This window comes from Bradyrhizobium sp. 40 (assembly GCF_023100925.1).
In the GTDB taxonomy this organism is placed as follows: domain Bacteria; phylum Pseudomonadota; class Alphaproteobacteria; order Rhizobiales; family Xanthobacteraceae; genus Bradyrhizobium.
This window is the reverse complement of sequence record NZ_CP064688.1, coordinates 1,197,443-1,221,690: the sequence shown is the minus strand read 5'-3', so window position 1 is coordinate 1,221,690 and position 24,248 is coordinate 1,197,443. Positions and strand designations below refer to the sequence as shown.

Sequence of the window (24,248 nt, the reverse complement as noted above, 5' to 3'; positions counted from 1 at the left end):
CCTCGAAAACGACGTCCGGAGACCCCGGCGATCAACGCCCGCCGGGCAACGAGCGTTCCCGCGTCGCGGCCTTCAAAGCTGCGAGATCGACTTTCGAGGGGATCTTGTCGAGCGTCACGGGCAGGCGCTGGCGCCAGTTCGGATGCTCGTCGATCGTGCCGGGAATGTTGGGCTGGTCGATCACGCCGAGCAGATCCTCCAGCGACACCGCAAGCAGCCGCGAGGGCGTGCGCGACAGGAAGGCGAGCACCGAATAGACATCATTGGCACGGATGCCGTTGGCACGCAGGATCTCGTCGAGCAGGCCGAGCGCATCCCAGCGGGCCTGATCGTTCTCGCCGGGATCGAGCCCGAGCGAGCGCTTCATCTTGAGATCGCTGAATGAGCGCCAGCCGGCATAGGTCGACAAATCATGGGTGTTCAGCGTCACCAGCGCGTTGGGCCGGTAGTGATCGACGGGCCGGAAGTGACCGGCATCGTCGCGCTCGAACATCATGACGAGGTAGGACCAGATGCCGAAATCCTGCATGGTCTCGCGAAAACCTTCCGGCACCGTGCCGAGGTCCTCGCCGATGACGATGCACTTATGGGCCGCGCTCTCGCGCGCCACGGTCGCCAGCAGCGCCTCGAACGGCATCTGCACATAGGCGCCATTGTCGGGCTTGAAGCCGCGCGGCACCAGATACAGCCGCTTCAGGCCCAGCACGTGATCGAGACGGATGGCCCCAGAATGGCGCATCGAAGCCGCGAGCATATCGGCGAACGGCACGAACGACTGCGCCTCCAGGCCGCCGGCGTTGAAGCCGGCGAGGCCCCAATCCTGGCCGATGGTGTTGAGCACGTCCGGCGGCGCGCCGACCGCCAGATGACGGGAGATCGCACCCTGCTCATTCCAGGCATCGAAGCCGTTCGACTGCACGCCGACAGCAACGTCGAGATAAAGCCCGACCCGCATGCCGAGCTGGCCGGCCAGCTCCTTGGCGGCATGCAATTGGCTATCGGCGGTCCATTGCACGAATTCGACGAACTCGACCTCGTGCTTGTCGGGCCCGCTGCGCAGCTCGGCGCATTTTGTCTCGTCCGGCTGCTGCCATTCCATCGGCCATTCCCACCACGGCGCCGCGAAGCGATGACGGAGCACCTCGAAGCAGGCAAAACGGGACAACAGCGGCGCGCGAGCCGCGCGGAAAGCGTCGAACTGATTGCGGCGGACGCCGCTCGCGGTTTTCACGAAGCTGTCGAAGGCGGCACGCAAGGCCAACCATTTCAAGGCCGCCATGTCCGGATAGGGCACACGATCACCTTGGCGGAGCCGCGCGGCGGTCGCGGCGGCGTCGGGGACGAGGTCGGGGGAAAATTCCGGGATCGCCTCGACGTCGATATAGAGCGGATTGAGAAACAGCCGGCTGTTCGGCGAATAGGGGCTGCAATCGGCCGGATGGTCGTCGAACAGCACGTGCAGGGGATTAAGCCCGACGCCGTCGGCTCCCAACTGCTTGGCGAGCCGGACGAGACCGGCGAGGTCGGTGAAATCACCGATGCCCCAATTGCGCTCCGAGCGGACGCTGTAGAGCTGCACGGCAAGCAGCCAGCCGCGGTCGAAATCGCCGCCGAAGGCCCGCTCCGGCGCCACGATCATCGGCACCTCTTCGATCACGCCTTCGGCATCGGTCAGCGTCAGGCGGTGATAGCCGAGCGGCAGGCCGGCGGGCCAGGCAATCACGGGCTCGCGCGTCTCACCTTGCGCGATCAAATTGCCGTTGCCGGTCATCTTCCATTTGAGCGGCGGCGCACCGATCGTCACCAATTCGGTGCGCGGTTGTCCCAAGGCGCGCACCACCACTGGCCCGCTGACGAAGCGGTAAACCCGCTTCTCGGGTAGGGCGTCGAGGATGGATTTGAGGGCCACGGGATCGGTGACCCGCAGCTTTCCGAGGGCATCGACGAATTCGGATTGAACGCCCTTGATCCGGGCTTGAGCTAAAAGATCCATTCGGCACGCAGCTTGCAAGCCATTCTCTGGCCGGGGGAATTGATTTTAACGAGGTCACGGAAGAGGTTAGTCTGGGTTAACTCGCAAACCGCGCCTGCCGTTCCCCAGGGAACCAATGACACACAAGCGGCTTTCTATATAGGTATCAAGCGTAGGTTCCCGGCAAGGGAAACGGGCTCCTGCTTTCTTGTCAATGGCATCACCGTGAACAAGACAATTCAAACTGTCGAGAGTGCCGCAGCCGGCAGCACTTTCCTCATCGAAGACGTCTATCCCCTGATCGACGGCGGGCGCTTCGCCGTGAAGCGGATCGCGCGCGAACCGGTCGAGGTCTGGGCCGACATCTACCGCGACGGCGACGCCGTGATCGGCGCAGCGCTGATCTGGCGACAAGAACAGGACCGCGAATGGCAGAGCGAGCCGATGATCCATCACGGCAATGACCGGTGGTCCGGCGCGTTCACACCCGTCGAGCCCGGCAAATATGTCTATGCGATCGAAGCCTGGACCGACGAATTCGCCACTTGGTCGCACGGGGTCGCGCGCAAGCAACGCTCCGGTGCCGACGTCACGCTCGATGCGATCGAGGGCGCCGGCCTTCTGACCAAGGCGCATGGCGCGCAGCAGGACGCCGCCGCCGTCATCGTCAGGCAATGCGAGGACTATCTTCAGACCGGCGACGTTGCCCCGCTGCTGGCAACCGAGCTCGGCGCAGCCATGGCCGAGAGCCAGTCGCGGCCTGACCTGACGCGCTCGGCTCTATTCCCACTGTTCGTCGACCGCGACAAGGCACGCTTCGGCGCCTGGTATCAGATGATGCCGCGCAGTCAGAGCGTGGTGTCAGGACAGCATGGCACGCTCCGCGACTGCATCGCGCGCGTGCCCGACATCGCCGCGATGGGCTTTGACGTGCTCTACTTCACGCCCATTCATCCCATTGGCCGCACCCGGCGCAAGGGCCGCAACAACACGCCGGTGGCGACTGAAGGCGATCCCGGCTCGCCTTATGCGATCGGCGCCATCGAAGGCGGGCACGACGCGCTGCATCCCGAACTCGGCACGATCGAGGATTTTCGCGCGCTGGTCGCGACCTGCCTGGAATACGGGCTCGAGCTCGCGCTCGACTTCGCCGTGCAATGCTCGCCGGACCACCCGTGGCTGACACAGCATCCGGAATGGTTCAAATGGCGCCCGGACCGCTCGGTGCGGACGGCTGAGGGCCCCTATTCCGACATCGTCATCCCCGATTTCACGTCCGTCGACCGGGCTGGACTGTGGAACGCATTTCGCGACGCCATGCTGTTCTGGATCGACCACGGCGTCACCATCTTCGCCATCGACAATCACGACACCGCGCCGCTCGCCTTCTGGGAATGGCTCATCCGTGACATCCGCCGCCGGCATCCCGAGGTAATCCTGTTCTCCAAGACGTATGCCCGCCCGAAGCTGATGAAGGGCCTCGCCAAGCTCGGCTTTGCACAATCCTTCAGCTATTTCCCTTGGCGAACGGCGAAGTGGGAGCTGGAGCAATATCTCGGCGAGCTGACGCGCTATCCCGAACGTGACTTCTATCGGCCGAACCTGTTCGTGAGCACGCCCGACCTGCTGCCCTATCATCTGCAGGGCGGCGAGACCTGGGCGTTCAAATCGCGCGTCGCGCTGGCCGCGACGTTGTCCGGCAATTACGGCGTCTACAGCGGGTTCGAGTTGCTAGAGCACGACGCGATCCCCGGCCGCGAGGAGTATCTCGACTCCGAGAAATACCAGATCAAGCAGCGCGACTGGGACAAGCCCGGCAATATCAAGACGTACATCACGGAGCTCAATCGCATCCGCAACGAAAATGCTGCGCTTCAGCAGGCGGCGAACCTGCGCTTCCTCGGCATCGAAGACGACGAGACGATCGCCTTCGTCAAGGAAGCGACCGACCCGGCCAACATCGTCGTGGCCGTGGTTGCGCTCTCGCGCCACGTACGCGAATTCTGGTTGCCGCTCGGCGACATCACGGTTGACGCCGGCGGGCAGCGACACCACGTGTCGGCACTCGAAAACCTCCTCACCGGCGAACAGGCCCGCATCGAATGGGGCGGGATCAGGTTGCGTATCGATCCCGACCGCGATCCGGCGCTGCTGTTCCGCTGCCTGGCGTAAGGGCGCACGCCATGAACGTATTGTCTTCCGTCGACACCAAGAAAGCCGAGGCTGCCGAGATCGTGGATGAACTCTGGTACAAGGACGCCATCATCTATCAGCTTCACGTCAAGGCGTTTGCCGATAGCAATCATGACGGCATCGGCGATTTCGCAGGGCTGACCGAGAAGCTGCCTTATCTCCAGGAGCTCGGCGTCACCGCGCTGTGGCTGCTGCCGTTCTATCCTTCGCCCGGCCGTGACGACGGCTACGACATCGCCGACTACGGCGCGGTCAATCCCGATTTCGGGACGATGAAGGATTTCAAGCGCTTCATCCAGGAAGCGCAGAAACGCGGGCTGCGCGTCATCACCGAGCTCGTCGTCAACCACACCTCGGACCAGCACAATTGGTTCAAGCGCGCGCGCCGCAGCCCTCCGGGCTCGAGCGCCCGCAACTGGTATGTCTGGAGCGACACCGACCAGAAATACCAGGGCACCCGCATCATCTTCACCGACACCGAGAAGTCGAACTGGACCTGGGATCACGAGGCCGGCGCGTTCTATTGGCACCGCTTCTTCTCGCACCAGCCGGATCTCAATTTCGACAATCCGCGCGTCGTCAGCGCCCTGATCCAGGTGATGAAGCGCTGGCTCGATGCCGGCGTCGACGGCTTCCGTCTGGACGCCATTCCCTATCTCTGCGAGCGCGAAGGTACCTCGAACGAGAACCTCCCCGAGACGCATGCCATCATCAAGCGGCTGCGCCATGAGCTGGATTCCTACTCCAAGGGCAAGCTGCTGCTGGCCGAAGCCAATCAATGGCCGGAGGACGTGCAGGAATATTTCGGCCGCGGCGACGAGTGCCACATGGCCTATCACTTCCCGCTGATGCCGCGCATCTACATGGCGATCGCGCAGGAGGACCGCTTCCCCATCACCGACATCCTGCGCCAGACGCCGGACATTCCGGCGAGCTGCCAATGGGCGCTGTTCCTGCGCAACCATGACGAGCTGACGCTGGAGATGGTGACCGACGTCGAGCGCGACTACCTGTGGACCACCTACGCCAACGATCCGCGCGCCCGCATCAATGTCGGCATCCGCCGGCGCCTCGCGCCGCTGATGGACAACGACCGGCGCAAGATCGAGCTGATGAACTCGCTGCTGCTGTCCTTCCCGGGAACGCCGATCATCTATTACGGCGACGAGATCGGGATGGGCGACAACATCTATCTCGGCGACCGCAACGGCGTGCGCACGCCGATGCAGTGGAGCCCGGACCGCAATGGCGGCTTCTCGCGCTGTGACCCAGCCCGCCTCTACGCGCCGCTGATCATGGATCCGGTCTACGGCTACGAATCGGTGAACGTGGAGGCACAGTCGCGCAGCCTATCCTCGCTGCTCAGCGCGACCAAGCGCCTGATCTCGGTGCGTAAATCGACGCTCGCCTTCGGCCGCGGCACCATGACCTTCATCCGCCCGGCCAACCGGGCCGTGCTGGCCTATGTCCGGCAGTACCGCGACGAGGTGATCCTCTGCGTCGCCAATCTGTCGCGCGCGGCCCAGGCGACCGAGCTCGATCTGTCGCCCTGGAAAGACCGCATCCCGCAGGAGATGCTCGGCCGCACGCGTTTTCCGGCGATCGGCGAACTGCCCTACATGGTCACGCTGGGACCCTATGGCTTCTACTGGTTCCAGCTCACCGAGCGCGACAAGTCCGAGCCGGTGACGCCGCGCGCTGTGCCGGAATTCGAGACGCTGGTGGTGCCGGTGAACTCGACCTGGGTGTCGCTGGCGCGCGAGCGCGGCGTGTTCGAGCATGAGGTGCTGCCGGGATTCCTGTCGCGCACGCGCTGGTATCCAGAGCACAATCCCAAGCAGATCAAGCCGACGCTGACCTCGGCGGTGCCGTTCTGCGACATCGGCGACAACAGGCCCTGGATCGCGTTCTTCGAGGTGGCGCAGGGCGACGTCACCACGCGCTACGTGCTGCCGATGCAGATCGAATGGGTGCGCTTCGACCGCGAACGCTTCAATCCCAGAGCGCTCGCCGCCGTGCGTCAGGGCGCCCGCGAAGGGACGCTGCTGGATGTGGCAACGGAGCAGATCTTCATCGGGCTGTTCCTGCGCAACCTGTCGCAGAACCTGGTGGTGGAAGAAAACAATCTGCGGCTGGAGTTCAAGGCGACCAGCCGGTTTGCCGAGTACACCATCAAGGAGCCCGAACGCATCCGCGCGATCGAGCAGTCGAACAGCACCGCGCTGGTCGACAACCAGTATGTCGCCAAGATCTATCGCCAGCTCGAAGCCGGCATCAATCCCGAGATCGAGATCGGCTCCTACCTCACCGAAATCGCCCGCTTTGCCAATACGCCGGCACTGCTCGGCAGCGTCGAGCTGGTTGAAGACGACCGTCGCAGCGCAGTCGGCGTGCTGCACGCCTATGTCGAGAACCAGGGCGACGGCTGGGGCGTCACCGCGGGCTATCTCGACCGCTATATCGACGAGCAGCGGGTGCTGCCACCGGGCGAGATGCCCCGCGAGACCCAGGAGCAGGCGCCCTATCTGCACTTCATTACGCAGATCGGCCGGCGGCTCGCCGAGCTGCATGTGGCTCTGGCCGCCGCAAAGCCAGGCGATCTCGCGCCGGAGCCGATTGGCTCCGCACAAATCAAGCGCTGGTCATCGGAGCTCAAGGCACGGGCCGAGCGGGTTTTCGAGCGGCTGGCCGCCAGCACCAACGGCCTGCGGGAGGCAGATCGGCCGCTGATCAATCAGCTCGCCGCCGTGCGCGCGTCCCTGTCCGGCCGGCTCGACGCGCTGTTGCCTTCCGAGATCGGCGGGTTGAACATCCGTCATCATGGCGACTTCCGCCTCGGGCAAACTCTGATCGTGAAGGACGATATCTTCATCATCGACTTCGATGGAGATCCGCGTTTGCCGCTGGCCGACAAGCGGCGCAAGCTGCCTGCGGCGCGCGACGTTGCCGGCCTGATCCGCTCGATTGATCTTTCGGTTAACGCGGCGCTCCACCGCGCGCTCACCGGTGCTTCCGACGAACAGGGCCGGCTTACGGCTGCGCTGGACGAATGGCGCGAGCGCACCACCGCGACGTTCCTCACCGCCTACCGCGAAGCCATGACCGATCGACGGCTCTGGCCGGAAGATCCGCAATCCGCGGCAGGCCTGTTAAGGTTTTTCCTGCTTGATCAAGCGTTTGAGGAAGTAGAGTACGAGCTGTCCCACCGGCCTGAGGGGCTCCATGCGCCGCTGTCAGGACTGCTTCGCATTCTGTCCACTATCGAGAGCGAAGCCCATGCCTAAACTCCCTGCCGAGGCCTATGCGATCATCGAGGGTCGCCACTCCGATCCGTTCCACTATCTCGGGCTGCATCCCGAGGGCGACAAGAGCGTGGTGCGCGCGTTTCTTCCTGATGCCTCCAACGTCGAGGCGGTGGGCGAGCACGGCGAGGTGGCGAAGCTAGATCGCGTTCATGATTCCGGCCTGTTCATCGGGGCTCTGCCGAACGGCGCGAAGCACTACCAGCTTCGCGCGAAGTTCGGCGACAACGTCATCGAATTCGAGGACACCTATCGCTTTCCACCGATCCTGACCGATTTCGACCTCTATCTGCTCGGCGAAGGCACCCACCAGCGCCTTTACGACAAGCTCGGCGCGCATCCCATGCGGCTCGAAGGCATCGATGGCATCGGCTTCGTGGTGCTGGCGCCCAACGCCCGGCGCGTCTCCGTGGTCGGCGACTTCAACTTCTGGGACGGGCGGCGCCATCCGATGCGGGTGCGCGGCGCTGGCTATTGGGAATTGTTCATCCCGCACGCCAAGGCCGGCGACCACTACAAGTTCGAAATTATCGGACCGCATGGCCATCTGCTCCCGCTGAAGTCCGATCCGATGGCCTTTGCAAGCGAGGTGCGGCCGAAGACCGCCTCCATCGTGTTCGACGAGGCGCATCTGCCCCGGCCGCGACCGGCGCCCGACGGCATCAACGCATTATCTGCGCCGATGTCGATCTACGAGGTCCATCTCGGCTCATGGCGGCGCAAGAACGGCAATGAATGGCTGACCTATCGCGAGCTGGCCGAGCAGCTGCCGGCCTACGCCCGCGACATGGGCTTCACCCATCTCGAATTCCTCCCCGTGAGCGAGCATCCTTTCGACGGCTCGTGGGGCTATCAGCCGACCGGGCTGTATGCGCCGACCAGCCGCTTCGGCACGCCGGAGGATTTTGCCGCGCTGGTCGATGCCTGCCACCGCGAGGGCGTCGGCGCGCTGCTCGACTGGGTGCCCGGCCACTTCCCGGACGATTCGCACGGGCTCGGCAGCTTTGACGGCACAGCGCTGTACGAACACGCTAATCCGCTCCAGGGCCGTCACCTCGATTGGGGCACGCTGATCTACAATTACGGCCGCACCGAAGTAACGAACTTCCTGGTGTCGAACGCGCTGTTCTGGCTCGAGCGCTACGCGATCGACGGACTGCGCGTCGATGCGGTCGCGTCCATGCTCTACCTCGACTACAGCCGTCCGCCCGGCGCGTGGATTCCGAACCAGCATGGCGGCCGGGAGAACATCGAGGCGATCGCGTTCCTGCGCCGCTTCAACACCGAATTGTTCGCGCGCTTCCCGCAGGCGACCACGGCCGCCGAGGAGTCCACCGCCTGGCCGCAGGTCTCGCGTCCGGTCGAATTCGGCGGGCTCGGCTTCGGCTATAAGTGGAACATGGGCTGGATGCACGACACGCTGAACTACATCAGCAAGGACCCGATCCACCGCAAGCATCATCACGGCGACATCCTGTTCGGCCTGCACTACGCCTTCTCGGAGAACTTCGTCCTGCCGCTGTCGCATGACGAGGTGGTGCACGGCAAGCGCTCGATCCTCGGACGCATGCCCGGCGACGAATGGCAGCGCTTCGCGAATTTGCGCGCTTATTACAGCTTCATGTTCGGCCATCCCGGCAAGAAGCTGCTGTTCATGGGCGCCGAGATCGCGCAAAGCCGCGAATGGAATCACGACCAGTCGCTCGATTGGCACTTGCTCGAGTACAAGCCTCATTCAGGCATCCAGGCGCTGATCCGCGATCTCAACCGGCTCTATCGCGCGGTGCCCGCGCTGCACCAGATGGACTGCGAGCAGGCCGGCTTCGAATGGCTGATCACCGACGATGCCAACCGCAACGTGTTTGCATGGCTGCGCAAGGGATTTGACGAGCACGCCCGGTGCATGGTGATCGTCAACTTCTCACCCAACGTCTATCGCAACTACCGGGTTCGTGCGCCGCTCGGCGGCAAGTGGAAGGAAGTGTTCAACTCGGACTCCGCCCATTACGGCGGCAGCAATGTCGGCAACATCGGCGAAGTCCACGCCGTCAATGGCGAGCTCCGCCTCACCATTCCGCCGCTCGCCGCGATCTTCCTCGTTCCGGAAAGCTGAACGATGCGCCTGACTGCTGGATCGCCTGCACGCCTCGGCGCAAGCTGGGACGGACGCGGTACCAATTTCGCGCTGTTCTCCGCCAACGCGCAGAAGGTCGAGCTGTGCCTCTTCGACATGCAGGGCCGCCGCGAGCTCGAGCGCGTCGAGCTGCCGGAGCGCACCGAGGATGTCTGGCACGGCTATCTCAATGACGTCTCGCCCGGCCAGCTCTACGGCTACCGCGTGCATGGCCCCTACGAGCCCGAGCACGGCCACCGCTTCAACGCCAACAAGCTGCTGCTCGACCCCTATGCCAAGCGGCTTTCCGGGCGGCTGGTCTGGAGCGACGCGCATTTCGCCTATCGCACCGGAAGCCCGCGCGAGGACCTGTCGTTCGACCGGCGCGACAACGCGCGCGGCATGCCGAAGGCCGTCGTCGTCGACGAGACCTTCAACTGGGGCCGCCGCGAGATCCGGCCCAACATTCCCTGGGAAGACACCATCATCTACGAGGCCCACGTCAAGGGACTGACACAGAAGCGCGACGACGTGCCGCCGAATTTGCGCGGCACCTATGGCGGCCTGTCCTCGCCGGCGATGATCGAGCACCTGAAGAAGCTCGGCGTCACCACCGTGGAGCTTCTGCCGGTGCACAGCTTCGTCGACGACCGCATCCTGGTGGAGAAGAAGCTCGTCAATTACTGGGGCTACAACACCTTGTCCTTCTTTGCGCCCGAGCAGCGCTACGCCCAGGACAACGCCCTCGATTCCTTCCGCACCACCGTCGCGCGCCTGCACGATGCCGGTATCGAGGTGATGCTCGACGTCGTCTACAACCACACCGCCGAGGGCAATCACCTCGGTCCGACGCTGTGCTATCGCGGCATCGACAACGCCTCCTATTACTGGCTGAACCGCGAGAACCCGCGCTACTACGACGACTTCACCGGCTGCGGCTCGTCGGTGAACCTCACCCACCCGCGCGTGCTGCAGATGGTGATGGATTCCCTGCGCTACTGGGTCGAGGTCTGCCACGTCGACGGCTTCCGTTTCGACCTCGCCACCACGCTGGCGCGCGGGCCGAACGGTTATGATCGCGGCAGCTCGTTCCTGACCGCGATCCGCCAGGACCCGGTGCTGGCGAGCGTCAAGCTCGTCGCCGAACCCTGGGACCTCGGCCTCGGCGGCTACCAGGTCGGCGCATTTCCCTCGCAATGGTCGGAGTGGAACGACCGCTACCGCAGCGCCATGCGCCGCTACTGGAGCGGCGAAGGCAGCCTGATCGGCGACATCTCCAGCCGCATGACGGCGTCCTCCGACCTGTTCAACCACGACGGACGGCGGCCGCGCGCCAGCGTCAACCACATCACCGTGCATGACGGTTTCACCCTCGCCGATCTCTTCAGCTACAACGAGAAGCACAACGAGGCCAATGGCGAGGACAATCGCGACGGCTCCAACGACAACCACAGCAACAATTGCGGTGTCGAGGGCCCGACCGACGATCCCCAAATCGTCAGCTTGCGCCGGCAGCTTCGCAAGAACGTGCTGGCCTGCCTCATGCTGGCGCAGGGCATTCCGCTGATCCTCGCCGGCGACGAGGTCGGGAATTCGCAATCAGGCAACAACAACGCCTATTGCCAGGACAACGAGGTTGGCTGGGTCGGCTGGGACAATCTCGGCAACGACGGCGACGACATGGTCGATTTCGTCGCCGAGCTCGCCGATATCCGCCGTCGGTTCTCGCAGCTTCGCAGCCATCGCTGGCTCGACGGCCGCCCCAAGGACGGCATCTCCTACGGCGCGCTGTGGCTGACGCCGGCCGGCGACGAAATGACGGAAAGCGACTGGAAATTCCCGGAAGGGCGGTTCCTCTCCTATGTGATGGGGCCTATGGAACCCGGCAGCGCCGCGATCTTTATCGTACTCAACGCAGCCCCCGAAGAGATCGCATTCAAATTGCCAAAAATGACCGAATACAAGAGTTGGCAGCAAATCCTGAACACGACCGACGCCAAGCTGAACACGGTCGACTTCCAGCCCGGAAGCGACAGCAAGGCGCCGCCGCGCTCCGTGCTCGCTTTCGCGGGGGCGCTATGAGGCCATCCTTCGGGGCGAGGCCGACGAAGGACGGCGTGTCGTTCCGGCTGTGGGCGCCTGCGGCGCGCCGTGTCGATCTGCTGCTCGACAGACGACACGCGATGCAGCGCCGGCAGGATGGCTGGTATGTCGCCGAGATTGCCAATCTGCCCGTCGGCAGCACCTACAAATTCAGGATCGACGACGAGATCGACGTGCCCGATCCGGCGTCTGCATTCCAGCCCGACGACGTGTTCGGCCCGAGCGAGGTGATCGATCACGACGCCTTTGCCTGGCGCGCATCCGATTGGCGCGGCCGTCCCTGGGAGGAGACGGTGCTGATCGAGACGCATGTCGGCACCTTCACTGCGGAAGGCACCTATCGCGCCATGATCGACAAGCTCGATCATCTCGTCGCGACCGGCATCACCGTGGTCGAGCTGATGCCGCTGGCCGACTTCGCGGGTCGCCGCGGCTGGGGTTATGATGGCGTGCTGTGGTACGCGCCCGACAGCGCCTATGGTCCTCCCGATGATTTGAAGAGGCTGATCGACGAAGCCCATCTGCGCGGGCTGATGATGTTCCTCGACGTCGTCTATAATCATTTCGGGCCCGAGGGAAATTACCTCGGCCGCTACGCGCCGACCTTCTTCACCGACGCGCATACGCCGTGGGGCAGTGCGATCGATTATCGCGTGCCGCAGGTTCGCGCTTTTGCCGTCGAGAACGCGCTGTCGTGGCTCAGCGACTATCGCTTCGACGGCCTGAGGCTGGATGCCGCCAACCACATCATGGCGATCCCCGGCGAGCAATCGATGCTGCAGGACCTCAGCGTCGCCGCGGGCGAGCTTGCCAAGGCGACGGGGCGGCACATCCATCTCGTGCTGGAGAACGGCGACAACCGCGCGAGCCTGCTCGACGCGGCGCAGGAGCCACCGAACGGCAAATATCGCGCCCAGTGGAACGACGACTACCACCACGTCTGGCACGTGATGCTGACGGGAGAGCTCGCCGGCTATTACGCGGACTATCAAACGCCGCGGCTCGATCTCGCACGCGCGCTCGCCTCCGGCTTCGTCTATCAGGGCGAGATCTCGGAATTCTGGGGCAAGCAGCCGCGCGGCGAGAAAAGCGATGAGCTGCCGCCGGCAACCTTCGTCAACTTCCTGCAAAACCACGACCAGATCGGCAACCGGCCGCTCGGCGACCGGCTCGAAAGCCTGGCATCGCCCAAGCAGATCGAAGCAGCACTCGCGGTGACCCTGCTCGCGCCGATGGTGCCGATGCTGTTTCAGGGCGAGGAGTGGGGCTCCACCGTGCCCTTCCCGTTCTTCTGCGACTTCCAGGGCGGACTGGCTGATGCCGTCCGCAAGGGGCGCAAGCAGGAGTATGCCTGGACCTATGAGAGGTATGGCGACGAGGTGCCCGACCCGCTCGATCCGGCAACGCTGCAATCGGCCGTGCTCGACTGGACCGGCCACACGCCGGAGCAGGATGCACGTCTCGCGCTGGTGCGGGAGCTGCTCGCACTCCGTCACAAAGAGATCGCGCCACGACTGAAAGGTGCGCGCTTCGGTGATGCCGCCGTAGCCGATAGCGGCCTGCTCACCGCACATTGGCACATGGGAGATGGCGCGACGTTGCGCCTCGTAGCCAATCTCGCCGACAAGGACGCCGCATATTCCGGCGGTGTGGGGACCCTGATCTGGGGCGGCGCGACCGGCGACCGGCTTGCGCCCTGGTCGGTGGTCTGGCGCCTCGGAGTTTGACATGCCTTCAGCCGTTCCTCTCGCAACCTACCGGCTTCAGCTCACCGCGGATTTCGACTTCGACAAGGCCGCCGCGGTGGTGCCCTATCTGAAGGCGCTGGGAATCACGCATCTCTACACCTCGCCGGTGATGAAGGCCCGCAAGGGCTCGACGCACGGCTATGACACCGTCGACCACAGCCAGTTCAATCCGGAGCTCGGCGGCGAGGCCGGCTTCGCCCGGCTGAGCGAAGCGCTGACGCGACACGACCTCGGCCTCATCATTGATTTCGTACCGAACCATGTCGGCGTCCACTTTGCCGACAATCCCTGGTGGCTGGACGTGCTGGAATGGGGCCAGGCCTCGCCGCACGCCGTCTCCTTCGATATCGACTGGGATCAACTGGCTTTCCGCGCCCGTGGCGGCGTGCTGCTGCCGATCCTCGGAGCGTCCTATGGCGAAGCGCTCGAGAGTGGCGATATCGAGCTGCGCTACGATGCCAATGAAGGTAGTTTCTCCGCCTGGTATTTCGAGCATCGATTGCCGATCGCGCCGGAGCGTTATGGCGAGATGCTGCGGATGATCGTGAAGGAAGCCGACGCCGCCGAGATCGAGGCCGGCAAGCGCATGCTGTCGCTCGCGGCGCGCTACACGGGACTGCGCCGTCCCAACCGCAAGGAAGCGCCCGGCTTCAAGGCGGAGCTCAGGGAGATCGCAGGCAGCGCCGACATCATCGCGCGCGGCCTCGGCGCGTATCGCGCCGCCAAGGACCGCCCCGCGCAGACGCTGGCGCTGCATCATTTGCTGGAGCGCCAGCACTACAAGCTCGGGCACTGGCGGCTTGCCTCCAGCGACATCAACTATCGCCGCTTCTTCGACGTCAACGGGCTCGCCGGCATGCGCGTCGAGGATCCCGGCACGTTCGCCGCCACGCACCGGCTGGTGAAGCAACTCATTGCCGAAGGCAAACTGCAAGGCATCCGGCTTGATCATATCGACGGGCTGCGCGATCCCGCGCAATATTGCCAGCGGCTGCGCCGGCTGGTGCGTGACGCGCAGGGCACCACAAAACCGTTCTATACGGTGATCGAGAAGATCCTGTGCGAGCACGAGCGCCTGCCGCATTTCGCCGGCGTCCAGGGCACCACCGGCTATGAGTGGATGAATGCCATCACCCACGTTCTGGTCGACGCCAAGGGGCTGCAGGCCCTCGACGAGACCTGGCGGCAGATCAGCAACCGGCCGCCACGGCTGGCGCCTTACGTCAAGGACGCCAAAAGGCGCGTGCTGGAGACGCTGCTGACCAGCGAATTCACCGTTCTGACGCGCCTGCTTGCGCGCATCGCCAACGGGCACTACTCGACCCGCGACTTTTCCGCCGACAGCCTGCGGCAGGCGCTCGAGCTCTACGTGCTGCATTTCCCGGTGTACCGCACCTATTTGACGACAGGCGCGCCAACCGCGAACGATCGCAAGCTGATCGACGACACCATCGAGCAAGCGCGCCGGGAATGGTTTGCCGCAGACGAAGGCATTTTCGACTTCCTGCGCGACGCGCTCACCATGGACCTGCTCAAGCCTGGCCGTCCCCCTCACAGCCCGCCGCGGGTGCGCCGCTTTGCGCTGAAGGTGCAGCAATTCACCGGGCCGATGATGGCGAAATCGCTGGAGGACACCGCCTTCTATCAATTCCACCGGCTGCTCGCCCTGAACGAAGTCGGCGGCGATCCCGCGAGCAAGGGCCTGACCATTTCCGCTTTCCACGACACCATGCAGGCCCGCGCCAGGGAATGGCCGCAAGGGATGACGGCGACCGCCACGCACGACACCAAACGTGGCGAGGACGCCCGGGCGCGGATCGCCGCCTTAAGTGAAACTCCCGGCGAATGGACCAGCGCGGTCGCGCGCTGGAAAGTCCTGAACGCACCGCACCTCGCGCTCGACGGCAATCTGCGCGCTCCGTCGGCCACGTTCGAATACATGCTCTACCAGACCCTGCTCGGCGCCTGGCCGCTTGTGGAGACGGCAGATGCCGGTTTCGTCGCGCGTATCCAGGCCTATGCGCTCAAGGCCGCGCGCGAGGGCAAGGAGGAGACGAGCTGGCTCAACCCGCACGAGGCCTATGAGAACGGCGTCAAGAGCTTCATCGCGAAGATCCTCGATCCCGCGCTGTCAGGCGAATTCCTGGAGGCGCTGCAAACCCTTGCACGCCGCGTCGCGCTGCTCGGCGCGCTGAATGCGCTGAGCCAGCTCACGCTCAAGGCGACGCTGCCGGGCGTGCCCGATTTCTATCAGGGCACCGAATTCTGGGACCTGTCGCTGGTCGATCCCGACAACCGGCGTCCGGTGGATTTCTCCGCGCGACACGCGTCGCTGGGCACGCTGGACAATCCGGATTGGAATCATCTGATCAAGAGCTGGCCGGACGGCCAGCTCAAGCTGGCCTGGACGCGGCACCTGCTCAAGCTGCGCAACGAGCTGCCCGACGTCTTCGCGCGAGGTGACTACCAGCCGCTTCAGGTGCGGGGCGCACATGCCGACCATGTCGTGGCCTTTGCCCGCCGCCACGGCCGCGCTGCAGTGATCGTCGCGGTCGGGCGCCACTTCGCACCTTTCACGCAAGCCGGACGCGAATGGCCGGCGCTCGATGGGGCCGACGCCACCATCGACGTCACGGGCTACAACGTGCCGGGTTTGGCCGGCAACGATCTGCCGCTCGCGCAGGCGCTTCGCGGTTTTCCCGCTTCTGTGATCCCGGCGCGCCCCGCGGGTGCGGCGAAGCCGGTGCGGCAGCGCGCCCGCGCTTGAACGCTAACTTTTCGCGTCTTTGCCCAACAGCAGCTGGCCACGCTTGCGGATCGTGGCCTGCGCCATCTCGGCAAAGCGCTGCAATAGCCAGGGCAGCACGACCTGCACCTTGACGTGATCGTCGGCGACGTCGACCTGCCCCGTTGCGATCTGCCCGAGCGCGCGGATGCGAAAATTCATGCTGTCGCCGTTCCAGCGCTCCTCTTCGACCTGCATCACGGGAATGCTCGCCGCAGCACGGCCGAGCCCAGTCTTGAGCCGGCGCACCGCCTCCTCGCGGCCGAGGCGGTGGGGAATGGAGACGACAAGCGGTGCTGACATGGCTCTGCCCGGTTAGTGATTGAACCTCACATAGTCATGCACGCCGGTACCACAAAGGTTCCATGCAAGTTGCGCGTGCACCCGGTGTTTCATTGGCGGAACTTTAGAACCTGCGGCAAGTTGCCCTCGCACCACGGGACAGGTTGCAAACGACCCTTCAACGAAGGGCTGGAGGAGATTTCCGCATGTCTATCGGTACGATCATTCTGATCATTTTGGTCATCGCGCTGCTCGGCGGCTTCAGCGGCATCGGCGGCGGCCCGTTCTACGGCACCGGCTATTACGGCGGCGGCGGCCTCGGGCTAGTCATCGTGATCTTGCTGATCCTGTTGCTGCTGGGACGGATCTAGCGACCGAGCGAATATCTAGTAGGGTGGGCAAAGGCGCAACGCGCCGTGCCCACCTTTTTGCTCGGCCGAGAGAGGATGGTGGGCACGCTTCGCTTTGCCCACCCTACTTCGTTTTCCCGGCGAGCTTCTTGATCGCGGCCTTGATCGACGCGGCGGCATCGTCATAACCGTCCCACGCCTTCGACCGCGGCAGCAGCCCCGGCACGCTGCGCAGCGTGTAGCGCTTCGGATCGAGATCGGTCTTCACCTGCGCCCAGGTGAGCGGCATCGACACGGTGGCGCCGGCGCGCGCACGCGGCGACAGAGGGGCCACCGCCGTCGACATGCGGTCGTTGCGTAAATAGTCCAGGAAGATCTTTCCCTCTCGCAACTTCTTCGACATGTTGAGCAGGTAGCGCTCGGGAGCGTCGTCCGCCATCCACTGGCAGACGCCTTGTGCGAAGGCCTTCGCCTCCTTCCAGCTCACCTGGTCGCGCGCGCCGTGACGCAAGGGCACCACGACGTGCAGGCCCTTGCCGCCGGTGGTCTTGCAGAAGCTTTCCATGCCGATGTCGGTCAGCCGCTGCCGCATCTCCTTGGCGGCCTCGACGACCTCGGCGAAGACGACGTCGGGCGCCGGGTCGAGATCGAACACCAGCCGGCCCGGGGTATCGTAGGCGTAGGGCGCGCAATTCCAGGGATGCAGCTCGACGCCACCAATCTGTGCTACGGCCGCGAGCCCCTCGACCCGATCGATCTGCAGGTAAGGCTTGCGGTCGCCGGAGACCCGCGCGAGCTCAAGAAGGTTCGAGGTGCCCTGCATGGCATGGCGCTGGAAGAAGCATTCGCCCTTGATGCCGTCGGGCGCGCGGATCAGCGAGCACGGCCGGCCCTTCAGGTGCAGGATCATCCATTCGCCGACGGCTTCGAGATAGCGCGCGAGATCCAGCTTGGTGACGGGATCGCCATTGCCGTCGTCCGGCCAGAGCTGCTTGTCCGGCTTGGAGATGACGACTCCCATCACTTCGGCACTGCCGCCAGCCTGGGCCGTTCGTGCGCCAGTCTTCGCTTGCGCGCGCGGCTTGGCGCGCCGCTTCGTCGTGGGCTCGGCAAGCTCGGTATCCACCGGTGTCTCGGCCTCGACCTCCACCGCCGGCTTGTCCTGCCGCAGCCCCTTGAAGGCGGCCTGGCGGATATTGCCGTCGGCGGTGAAGCCGGCGAACTCGATCTCCGCCACGAGCTCCGGCTTCAGCCAGTGCACCTCGCGCGTCTTTTTCGGTGCGTTCTTGCCGCCGAACGGGCTTTGCTTCGCCTCCATGGCCTTCAGGGACGGCATGATGCGCTTGACCTTGTCGGCGCCGAAGCCGGTGCCGACCATGCCGACGAAGGCGAGATGATCACCGCGGTGCACGCCGGCCATCAGCGAACGGAATTTGCCGTTGGTGGTCTTGTAACCGCCGATCACGACCTCATGGCCGGCGCGGCATTTGGCCTTGGTCCAGCTTTCCGTCCGCCCCGAACGATAAGGCGCGTCAAGCTTCTTCGACACCACCCCCTCGAGCTCGAGCTTGCAGGCCGATTGCAGCACGGCGTCGCCGCCGCTTTCGAAATGCTCGACATAGCGAATCTGGCTCGATTTCTTCTTACGTGCCTCCAGGAGCTCCTTGAGGCGGCCCTTGCGCTCCCCGAGCGGTAGCCGCCGCAAATCGAGGCCTTCGACGAACAGGAGGTCGAAGGCGAAGAAGATGAGCTCGTCGGTCTTGCCGTCCGACAGAGCGGCCTGGAGTGACGAAAAATTGGGTGCTCCGTTGTGATCGAGCGCGACGATCTCGCCGTCGACCATCATATCCAGCAACGCGCCCGCTTCCTTCGCGATGCTTGCGAATTTTTCGGTCCAGTCGAGGCCTTTGCGCGTCTTCAACGTCGCCTTGCCGCCCTCGACCCGCAGCTGCACGCGGTAGCCGTCGAACTTGATCTCGTGGCACCAGCCGTCGCCACCCGGCGGGCGCTCGACCGAGGTGCAGAGCTGCGGCGCGACGAAGTCCGGCATCTCCGCGGCCTTCTTCGCGCTCGTGGCGGTCGTGGCTTTCTTCTTTGCCGTTTTGCCGGTTTTCAGCGCCGCGCGGGGCGCCGGCTTCACCGTGCGCTCTTTCGCCTCGTCCGCCCGGTTGGACTGCCAGACCGCGTCGGCCTTGGCCTTGGTGCCCTTCGCCAGCATGAACGGTTTTGGCGCGCGCCCCTTGCCTCCGGCGATCTGCTCCATCGCACGGCCGGAGGCGACCGATTTGTCCTCCTCGAGAATGTCGTTGTCTGCGCCCTCGCGAACATGTTCGTCGCGATGCTTGATCAGGAGCCAATTGGTCCGTTTGCCGCCGGTACGGTCGTTGCGCATGCGCACCAGGACCCAACTGCCGTGCAGCTTCTCGCCATGCAGGGTGAACTTCAGATCGCCCTTCTTGAAACCGCGTTCGGGATCTTCGGATTCCCAAGTGCCGCGGTCCCACAGCATGACCGTGCCGCCGCCGTACTGGCCCTCCGGAATCGTGCCCTCGAAATCACCATAGTCGAGCGGGTGGTCTTCGACCTCGACGGCCAGCCGCTTGTCGTGCGGATCGAGCGAGGGCCCTTTCGTCACCGCCCAGGACTTGAAGACGCCGTCGAACTCGAGCCGCAGATCGTAGTGCAGCCGCGAAGCGTCGTGCTTCTGGATCACGTAGCGCCGCTGCTTCGATGGCGCCACCGCGGTTTTGCCCGACGGCTCCGGCGTCTTCTCGAAATCACGTTTCTGTCGGTACTTGGAGAGCTTTTGCAGCACGACTGGTCCCGGATTCTCTTTCGGCGTGGAAGCCTATCACGGCCCGCATCCCACCCGGAACCAAAACCCCGCGGGACGGTTGGGGTTCCAAAATGACTCGCAGACGCTGGAGAACGGAATGGCACCGCGCGCCTATTGGAAGGGAACGTTGAAGCTCTCGCTGGTCAGTTGCCCCGTCGTGCTTTATCCGGCGACCACCGCGGCCGAGAAGACGCGGTTTCACATGATCAACCGCGAGACCGGCAACCGGTTGAAGCAGCAGATGATCGACGCCGAGACCGGCGACGTCGTCGAGAGCGACCAGAAGGGACGCGGCTACGAGCTGCGTAAGGGCAAATATGTCGAGATCGAGCCGGAGGAGCTCGAAGCGGTCCAGATCGAGAGCAACCACACCATCGCCATCGAGAGTTTCGTGCCGAGCGACGAGATCGACCAGCGCTATCTCAACCATCCCTACTATATCGCGCCCGACGGCAAGGCCGCGGTCGATGCTTTCGCCGTGATCCGCGACGCCATGAAGGACCAGGATCGCGTCGCGCTCGCCAAGATCGTACTCACCAATCGCGAGCACATCATCGCGATCGAGCCGCTCGGCAAGGGCCTGCTCGGCACCACGCTGCGCTTCCCTTACGAACTGCGCGACGAGGACCAGTTCTTCGACGACATCAAGAGCCCGAAGATCACCAAGGACATGGTTGAGCTCGCCGGCCATATCCTCCAGACCAAGGCCTCCCATTTCGATCCCAGCAAGTTCAAGGACGACTACGAGAACGCGCTGAAGGCGCTGGTGAAGCGCAAGGCCAGCGGCAAAAAGATCGAGCTGCCGGAGCCCCAGGAGCGGCCGAGCAATGTCGTCAGCCTGATGGATGCGCTGAAGCAGAGCTTGAAGGGACGCGGCGGGAAGAAGACGGCGGCGAAGTCCCATGCGCGCCGGGCATCGGGGCGAACGCGGGCCGCGAAGAAGACGCATCGGTCGACGGCGCGGCAGAGGAAGGCGGGTTAGCTCTCCACCGCGCACATCGCTCTCTTCCCTCATGGTGAGGAGGCGCGAAGCGCCGTCTCAAACCATGCAGGCCCCGCTGCAGCAGGTGGGCCTTCATCCTTCGAGACGCGCGTTCCGCGCTCCTCAGGATGAGGATCGAGAGCTAATCCCCCGCCTTCAGCCGGTACCCGATCCCCGTCTCCGTCAGCACATAATGCGGCCGCTCCGGATCGGCTTCGATCTTCTGCCGGAGCTGGCGGACATAGACGCGCAGATATTGGGCATCCGTCAGTTCGTCCCATAGCTCCCTCAGCAGAAAGCGGTGAGTGAGCACCTTGCCGGCGTGCTGCACCAGCACACGCAGGAGGTCATATTCCTTCGGCGACAGTTTGACATCGCGCTCTCCGACCCTGACGATCCGGCGCACCAGATCGACCGAAAGATCGCCGGCACGAAACACCGGCCGTTCGCCCTGAATCTGAAGCTGGTGCCGCAGCGCGGCGCGCAGGCGCGCCAGCAGCTCGTCCATGCCGAACGGCTTTGTCAGGTAATCGTCGGCCCCGAGATCGAGCGCCTCCACCTTGCCGGCCTCATCGCCACGGCTCGACAACACCACGATCGGCACAGCTTCATTGCGGGCGCGGATGGTACGTAACAGCTCATGGCCCTGGATATCGGGCAGGCCGAGATCGAGGATGATCAGCGCAGGATCCTCGCTGAGCTTCTCCAGCGCGGTTTTGCCGTTCGACGCCTCCAGGATCTCATAGCCTTGCGTCGAGAGCCCCATCCGCAGCAATTTGCGGATCGGCGGCTCGTCGTCGATGACAAGCACTTTGATCGGGGCTGCGCTCATGCGGCGGTATCCAATGCGTGGGTCCGGGCCGGAATGGGCAGACGGATGGTCAGAACCGCGCCGCTCCGGTCGCTGCGATTCGCAGCCGAGATCGTGCCATGCATCGCCTCGACAAAGCCGCGGGAGATGGCGAGCCCGAGCCCGGTACCGGGCCGGACATGGTCACCCTTCTGCGCGCGATAAAACTTGTCGAACACACTCTCGAGCTCCTCGGACGGAATGCCGTCGCCCTCGTCGGCAATCTGGAGCACCACATGATCGCTGTCGCGCCGGCTGCGGATCGAGACCGTGGCGTGGGGCGGCGAATATTTGGCGGCGTTGTCGAGCAGGTTGAACAGCACCTGCTCGAACAGCACCGCATCGAGCTGGAGCATGGGAAGATCTGCGGCCAACTCCAGCTCCACCTTGTGGGCGGTGAGGATCTTGGCTGCACGCCGGAGCGCACTGCCGACGATCTCTCCGAGATCGTGCAACGCAGCGTTGGGCACGATGGCGCCGGATTCGAGCTTGGTCATGTCGAGCAGATTGGCAATGAAGCGGTTGAGCCGTTCGGATTCGTCGATGACCGTCGCCAGCAGGTCGCGCTTCTCGGTGTCGGAGAGCGCGCTGGCGAGATCGCGCATAGTCGAGGCCGCACCCAGCACGGATGCGAGCGGCGTCTTCAGGTCGTGTGAAATCGAGGTCAGCAATGCGGAACGCAGCCGCTCGGATTCGACGGAGCGCTTGATGCGATCGACGTCCTCGACCAGCAGCACGCGCTCGATCGCCAGCGCGCCCTGATCGACCAGCGCGTCGAGCAGCCGGCGCTGATCCGGTGTCAGCAGCGGGCCGGTGCGATCGTCGTCGATGCCGATGACTCCGATCGGCCCGCGCCCGGTGCGCATCGGCAGGAACAGCCGTTTTGCACCCGGTAGTGTGTCCGAGCCGCGGCCTGCAGGCCGGTCATTGCTCCAAGCCCAGTTGGCGGCCGCAAGGTCGGGCTGATCGAGATCGTCCTCGGGAGGATACCCCGACTTCACCGTGAGCAGGCCGTCCTCCGGCAACAGCAGCACCACGCGGACTTTCAGCATCAGCGCGATCTGATAGGCGGTCGCCCACAGCACGTCGTCGAGCGTGCCGGTGCCGGCGAGCTTGCGGCTGAATGCATAGAGCTGCTCGGTGGTCCGGATGCGGCCGATCGCAGCATCGGCCTGGGTGCGGACCCTCCCCGCCACGTTCGACACCACGAACGCTATCAGCATGAAGAAAAAGAACGCCGCGACATTGGTCGGATCGGTGATGGTGAAGGTATAGACCGGCGGCAGAAAGAAGAAATTGTAGGCGAGCGACGCCGCGACGCTCGCAAGCAGCGACGGCCATAATCCGTAGCGCACGGCAACCGTCACCACGGCGGTCAGAAACATCAGGTCGACGTTCTCAATGCCGAAATAAGGCTTGATGGCCACGGCGGCAGCGAGACCAAGCGCGGTGATCCCGAGTGCCTTCAGATAGGGCCGCGCATCGAACGGGTCCGATCGCGTTGCGGTCTGCACCGCCGTCTTCGGCGCCGGCTCGCTCGTGAGCTCGTCGCCAGGGATGACATGCACGCTGATATTGCCGGCGCGGCGCACCAGATCGTGCACGACGGAGCCGCGCGTCATCTCGAACCAGAGCGAGCGCGTCGACTTTCCGATCACGATCTGGGTGACGTTGTTGCCCTGCGCGAAATTGACCACGTCGTCGGCGAGGCGGCGGCCGACGCCCGGGGTCGTCAGCGCCTCGCCGCCGAGCGATTCCGCGAGCCGCAGCGTATCGGCCAGCCGGTCGCGCTCCTCATCGGACATTTGCAGGGACCGCCGCGTCTCGATCGACACCGCGATAAACGGCGCGTGCAGCCGGTCGGCTAGCCGCTTGGTGTAACGCACGAGGCTGGCCGCGCGCGGATCTTCGCTGATGCAGACGAGGATGCGCTCGCCTGCGGCCCAGGGACCGGCGATCGCGTTCGCCTGCATGTGGGTGAGCAGCTGCTCGTCGACCCGTTCGGCCGTGCGCCGCAGCGCGAGTTCGCGCAACGCAGTCAGGTTACCCGGCGAGAAATAATGCTCCAGCGCCCGCTTGGCCTGCCTGGGGACATAGACCTTGCCTTCCTTCAGGCGCTGGATCAGGTCGTCGGGCGTGAGGTCGATCAGCTCGATGGCGTCTGCGCGGTCGAACACCGAATCCGGCACGGTCTCCCGCACCCGCACATGGGTGATCTGCGCGACGACGTCGTTCAGGCTCTCGATGTGCTGGATATTGACGGCGGTGTAGACGTCGATGCCGTGGGACAGCAGCTCCTCGACATCGAGATAGCGTTTCGGATGACGGCAAAGAGGAGCATTGGTGTGGGCGAGCTCGTCGACCAGCGCGATTTTCGGCCGGCGCGCGATCACGGCGTCGAGGTCCATTTCCTCGACAATCTGGCCGCGGTAGTCGAGCTTCTTGCGCGGGATCACTTCCAGCCCGCGCACCAGCGCCTCGGTCTCGGCGCGGCCATGGGTCTCGACGAAGCCGACCACGACGTCGATGCCGGCCTTGCGCTTGGCGTGGGCGCTTTGCAGCATCTCGTAGGTCTTGCCGACGCCGGGAGCGGCGCCGACGAAGATTTTCAGCTTGCCGCTCACGCCCTCCTCCCGGCGCGCGGCCTCCAGCAGCGCCTCGGGCGAAGGACGTTGTTCGGGATCGCGGCGCTCTCGGACCATCAGATCAATATAATCGTCCGCGCGGACCTA

Annotated in this window: 13 protein-coding genes; 8 read left to right on the top strand and 5 right to left on the bottom strand. The window is 64.5% G+C overall.

Annotated elements, in window-relative coordinates; all coding sequences use genetic code 11:
- Positions 1 to 31: 31 nt before the first annotated feature.
- Positions 32 to 1,993 (bottom strand): 4-alpha-glucanotransferase, encoded by a 1,962-nt coding sequence (gene malQ / locus IVB40_RS05715; RefSeq protein WP_247431091.1) that lies wholly within the window; start codon positions 1,991 to 1,993, stop codon positions 32 to 34.
- A gap of 204 nt (positions 1,994 to 2,197) precedes the next feature.
- Here malQ and IVB40_RS05710 point away from each other — a divergent pair, with 204 nt between their 5' ends.
- From IVB40_RS05710 to treY, 6 genes are read left to right on the top strand one after another with little or no spacing between them, the layout of a single operon-like run.
- Entirely contained in the window at positions 2,198 to 4,144 is a 1,947-nt protein-coding gene (locus IVB40_RS05710) for a maltotransferase domain-containing protein (RefSeq protein ID WP_247431094.1), read from the top strand.
- 11 nt (positions 4,145 to 4,155) lie between these two features.
- Positions 4,156 to 7,449 carry a maltose alpha-D-glucosyltransferase gene (gene treS / locus IVB40_RS05705; protein ID WP_247818314.1) on the top strand — a complete coding sequence of 1,098 codons (3,294 nt, stop codon included), beginning with the start codon at positions 4,156 to 4,158 and terminating at the stop codon, positions 7,447 to 7,449.
- Positions 7,442 to 9,580, top strand: coding sequence for a 1,4-alpha-glucan branching protein GlgB (gene glgB, locus IVB40_RS05700; RefSeq protein ID WP_247818313.1), 2,139 nt, complete (start codon positions 7,442 to 7,444; stop codon positions 9,578 to 9,580). Before treS ends, glgB begins: the two co-directional genes overlap by 8 nt.
- Positions 9,581 to 9,583: 3 nt before the next feature.
- A complete protein-coding gene (gene glgX, locus IVB40_RS05695; protein WP_027570558.1) occupies positions 9,584 to 11,662 on the top strand; it encodes a glycogen debranching protein GlgX in 2,079 nt (692 codons plus the stop codon).
- Positions 11,659 to 13,410, top strand: a complete 1,752-nt coding sequence (treZ, locus tag IVB40_RS05690; protein WP_247818312.1) for a malto-oligosyltrehalose trehalohydrolase — start codon at positions 11,659 to 11,661, stop codon at positions 13,408 to 13,410. The genes glgX and treZ overlap by 4 nt, the downstream gene beginning before the upstream one ends.
- A gap of 1 nt (position 13,411) precedes the next feature.
- Positions 13,412 to 16,198: a malto-oligosyltrehalose synthase gene (treY, locus tag IVB40_RS05685; RefSeq protein WP_247818311.1), complete on the top strand. Its 2,787-nt coding sequence runs from the start codon at positions 13,412 to 13,414 to the stop codon at positions 16,196 to 16,198.
- Positions 16,199 to 16,201: 3 nt separating this feature from the next.
- Here the strand turns inward: treY and IVB40_RS05680 are convergent, their stop codons facing one another.
- Entirely contained in the window at positions 16,202 to 16,519 is a 318-nt protein-coding gene (locus IVB40_RS05680) for a polyhydroxyalkanoic acid system family protein (protein WP_027570555.1), read from the bottom strand.
- Between the two features lie 185 nt (positions 16,520 to 16,704).
- Here IVB40_RS05680 and IVB40_RS05675 point away from each other — a divergent pair, with 185 nt between their 5' ends.
- Positions 16,705 to 16,869, top strand: coding sequence for a DUF3309 family protein (locus tag IVB40_RS05675; RefSeq protein ID WP_007595743.1), 165 nt, complete (start codon positions 16,705 to 16,707; stop codon positions 16,867 to 16,869).
- Between the two features lie 103 nt (positions 16,870 to 16,972).
- Here the strand turns inward: IVB40_RS05675 and ligD are convergent, their stop codons facing one another.
- Positions 16,973 to 19,663 (bottom strand): DNA ligase D, encoded by a 2,691-nt coding sequence (gene ligD / locus IVB40_RS05670; protein ID WP_247818310.1) that lies wholly within the window; start codon positions 19,661 to 19,663, stop codon positions 16,973 to 16,975.
- Between the two features lie 118 nt (positions 19,664 to 19,781).
- On the opposite strand from ligD, the gene IVB40_RS05665 reads away from it, so the two are divergent.
- On the top strand, positions 19,782 to 20,666 hold the full coding sequence (locus IVB40_RS05665) for a Ku protein (protein WP_247818309.1): 885 nt from the start codon (positions 19,782 to 19,784) through the stop codon (positions 20,664 to 20,666).
- 142 nt (positions 20,667 to 20,808) lie between these two features.
- Here the strand turns inward: IVB40_RS05665 and IVB40_RS05660 are convergent, their stop codons facing one another.
- Positions 20,809 to 21,498, bottom strand: coding sequence for a response regulator transcription factor (locus tag IVB40_RS05660; RefSeq protein WP_247818308.1), 690 nt, complete (start codon positions 21,496 to 21,498; stop codon positions 20,809 to 20,811).
- Positions 21,495 to 24,218, bottom strand: coding sequence for a sensor histidine kinase KdpD (locus IVB40_RS05655; RefSeq protein WP_247818307.1), 2,724 nt, complete (start codon positions 24,216 to 24,218; stop codon positions 21,495 to 21,497). Before IVB40_RS05655 ends, IVB40_RS05660 begins: the two co-directional genes overlap by 4 nt.
- Between the last annotated feature and the right edge of the window lie 30 nt (positions 24,219 to 24,248).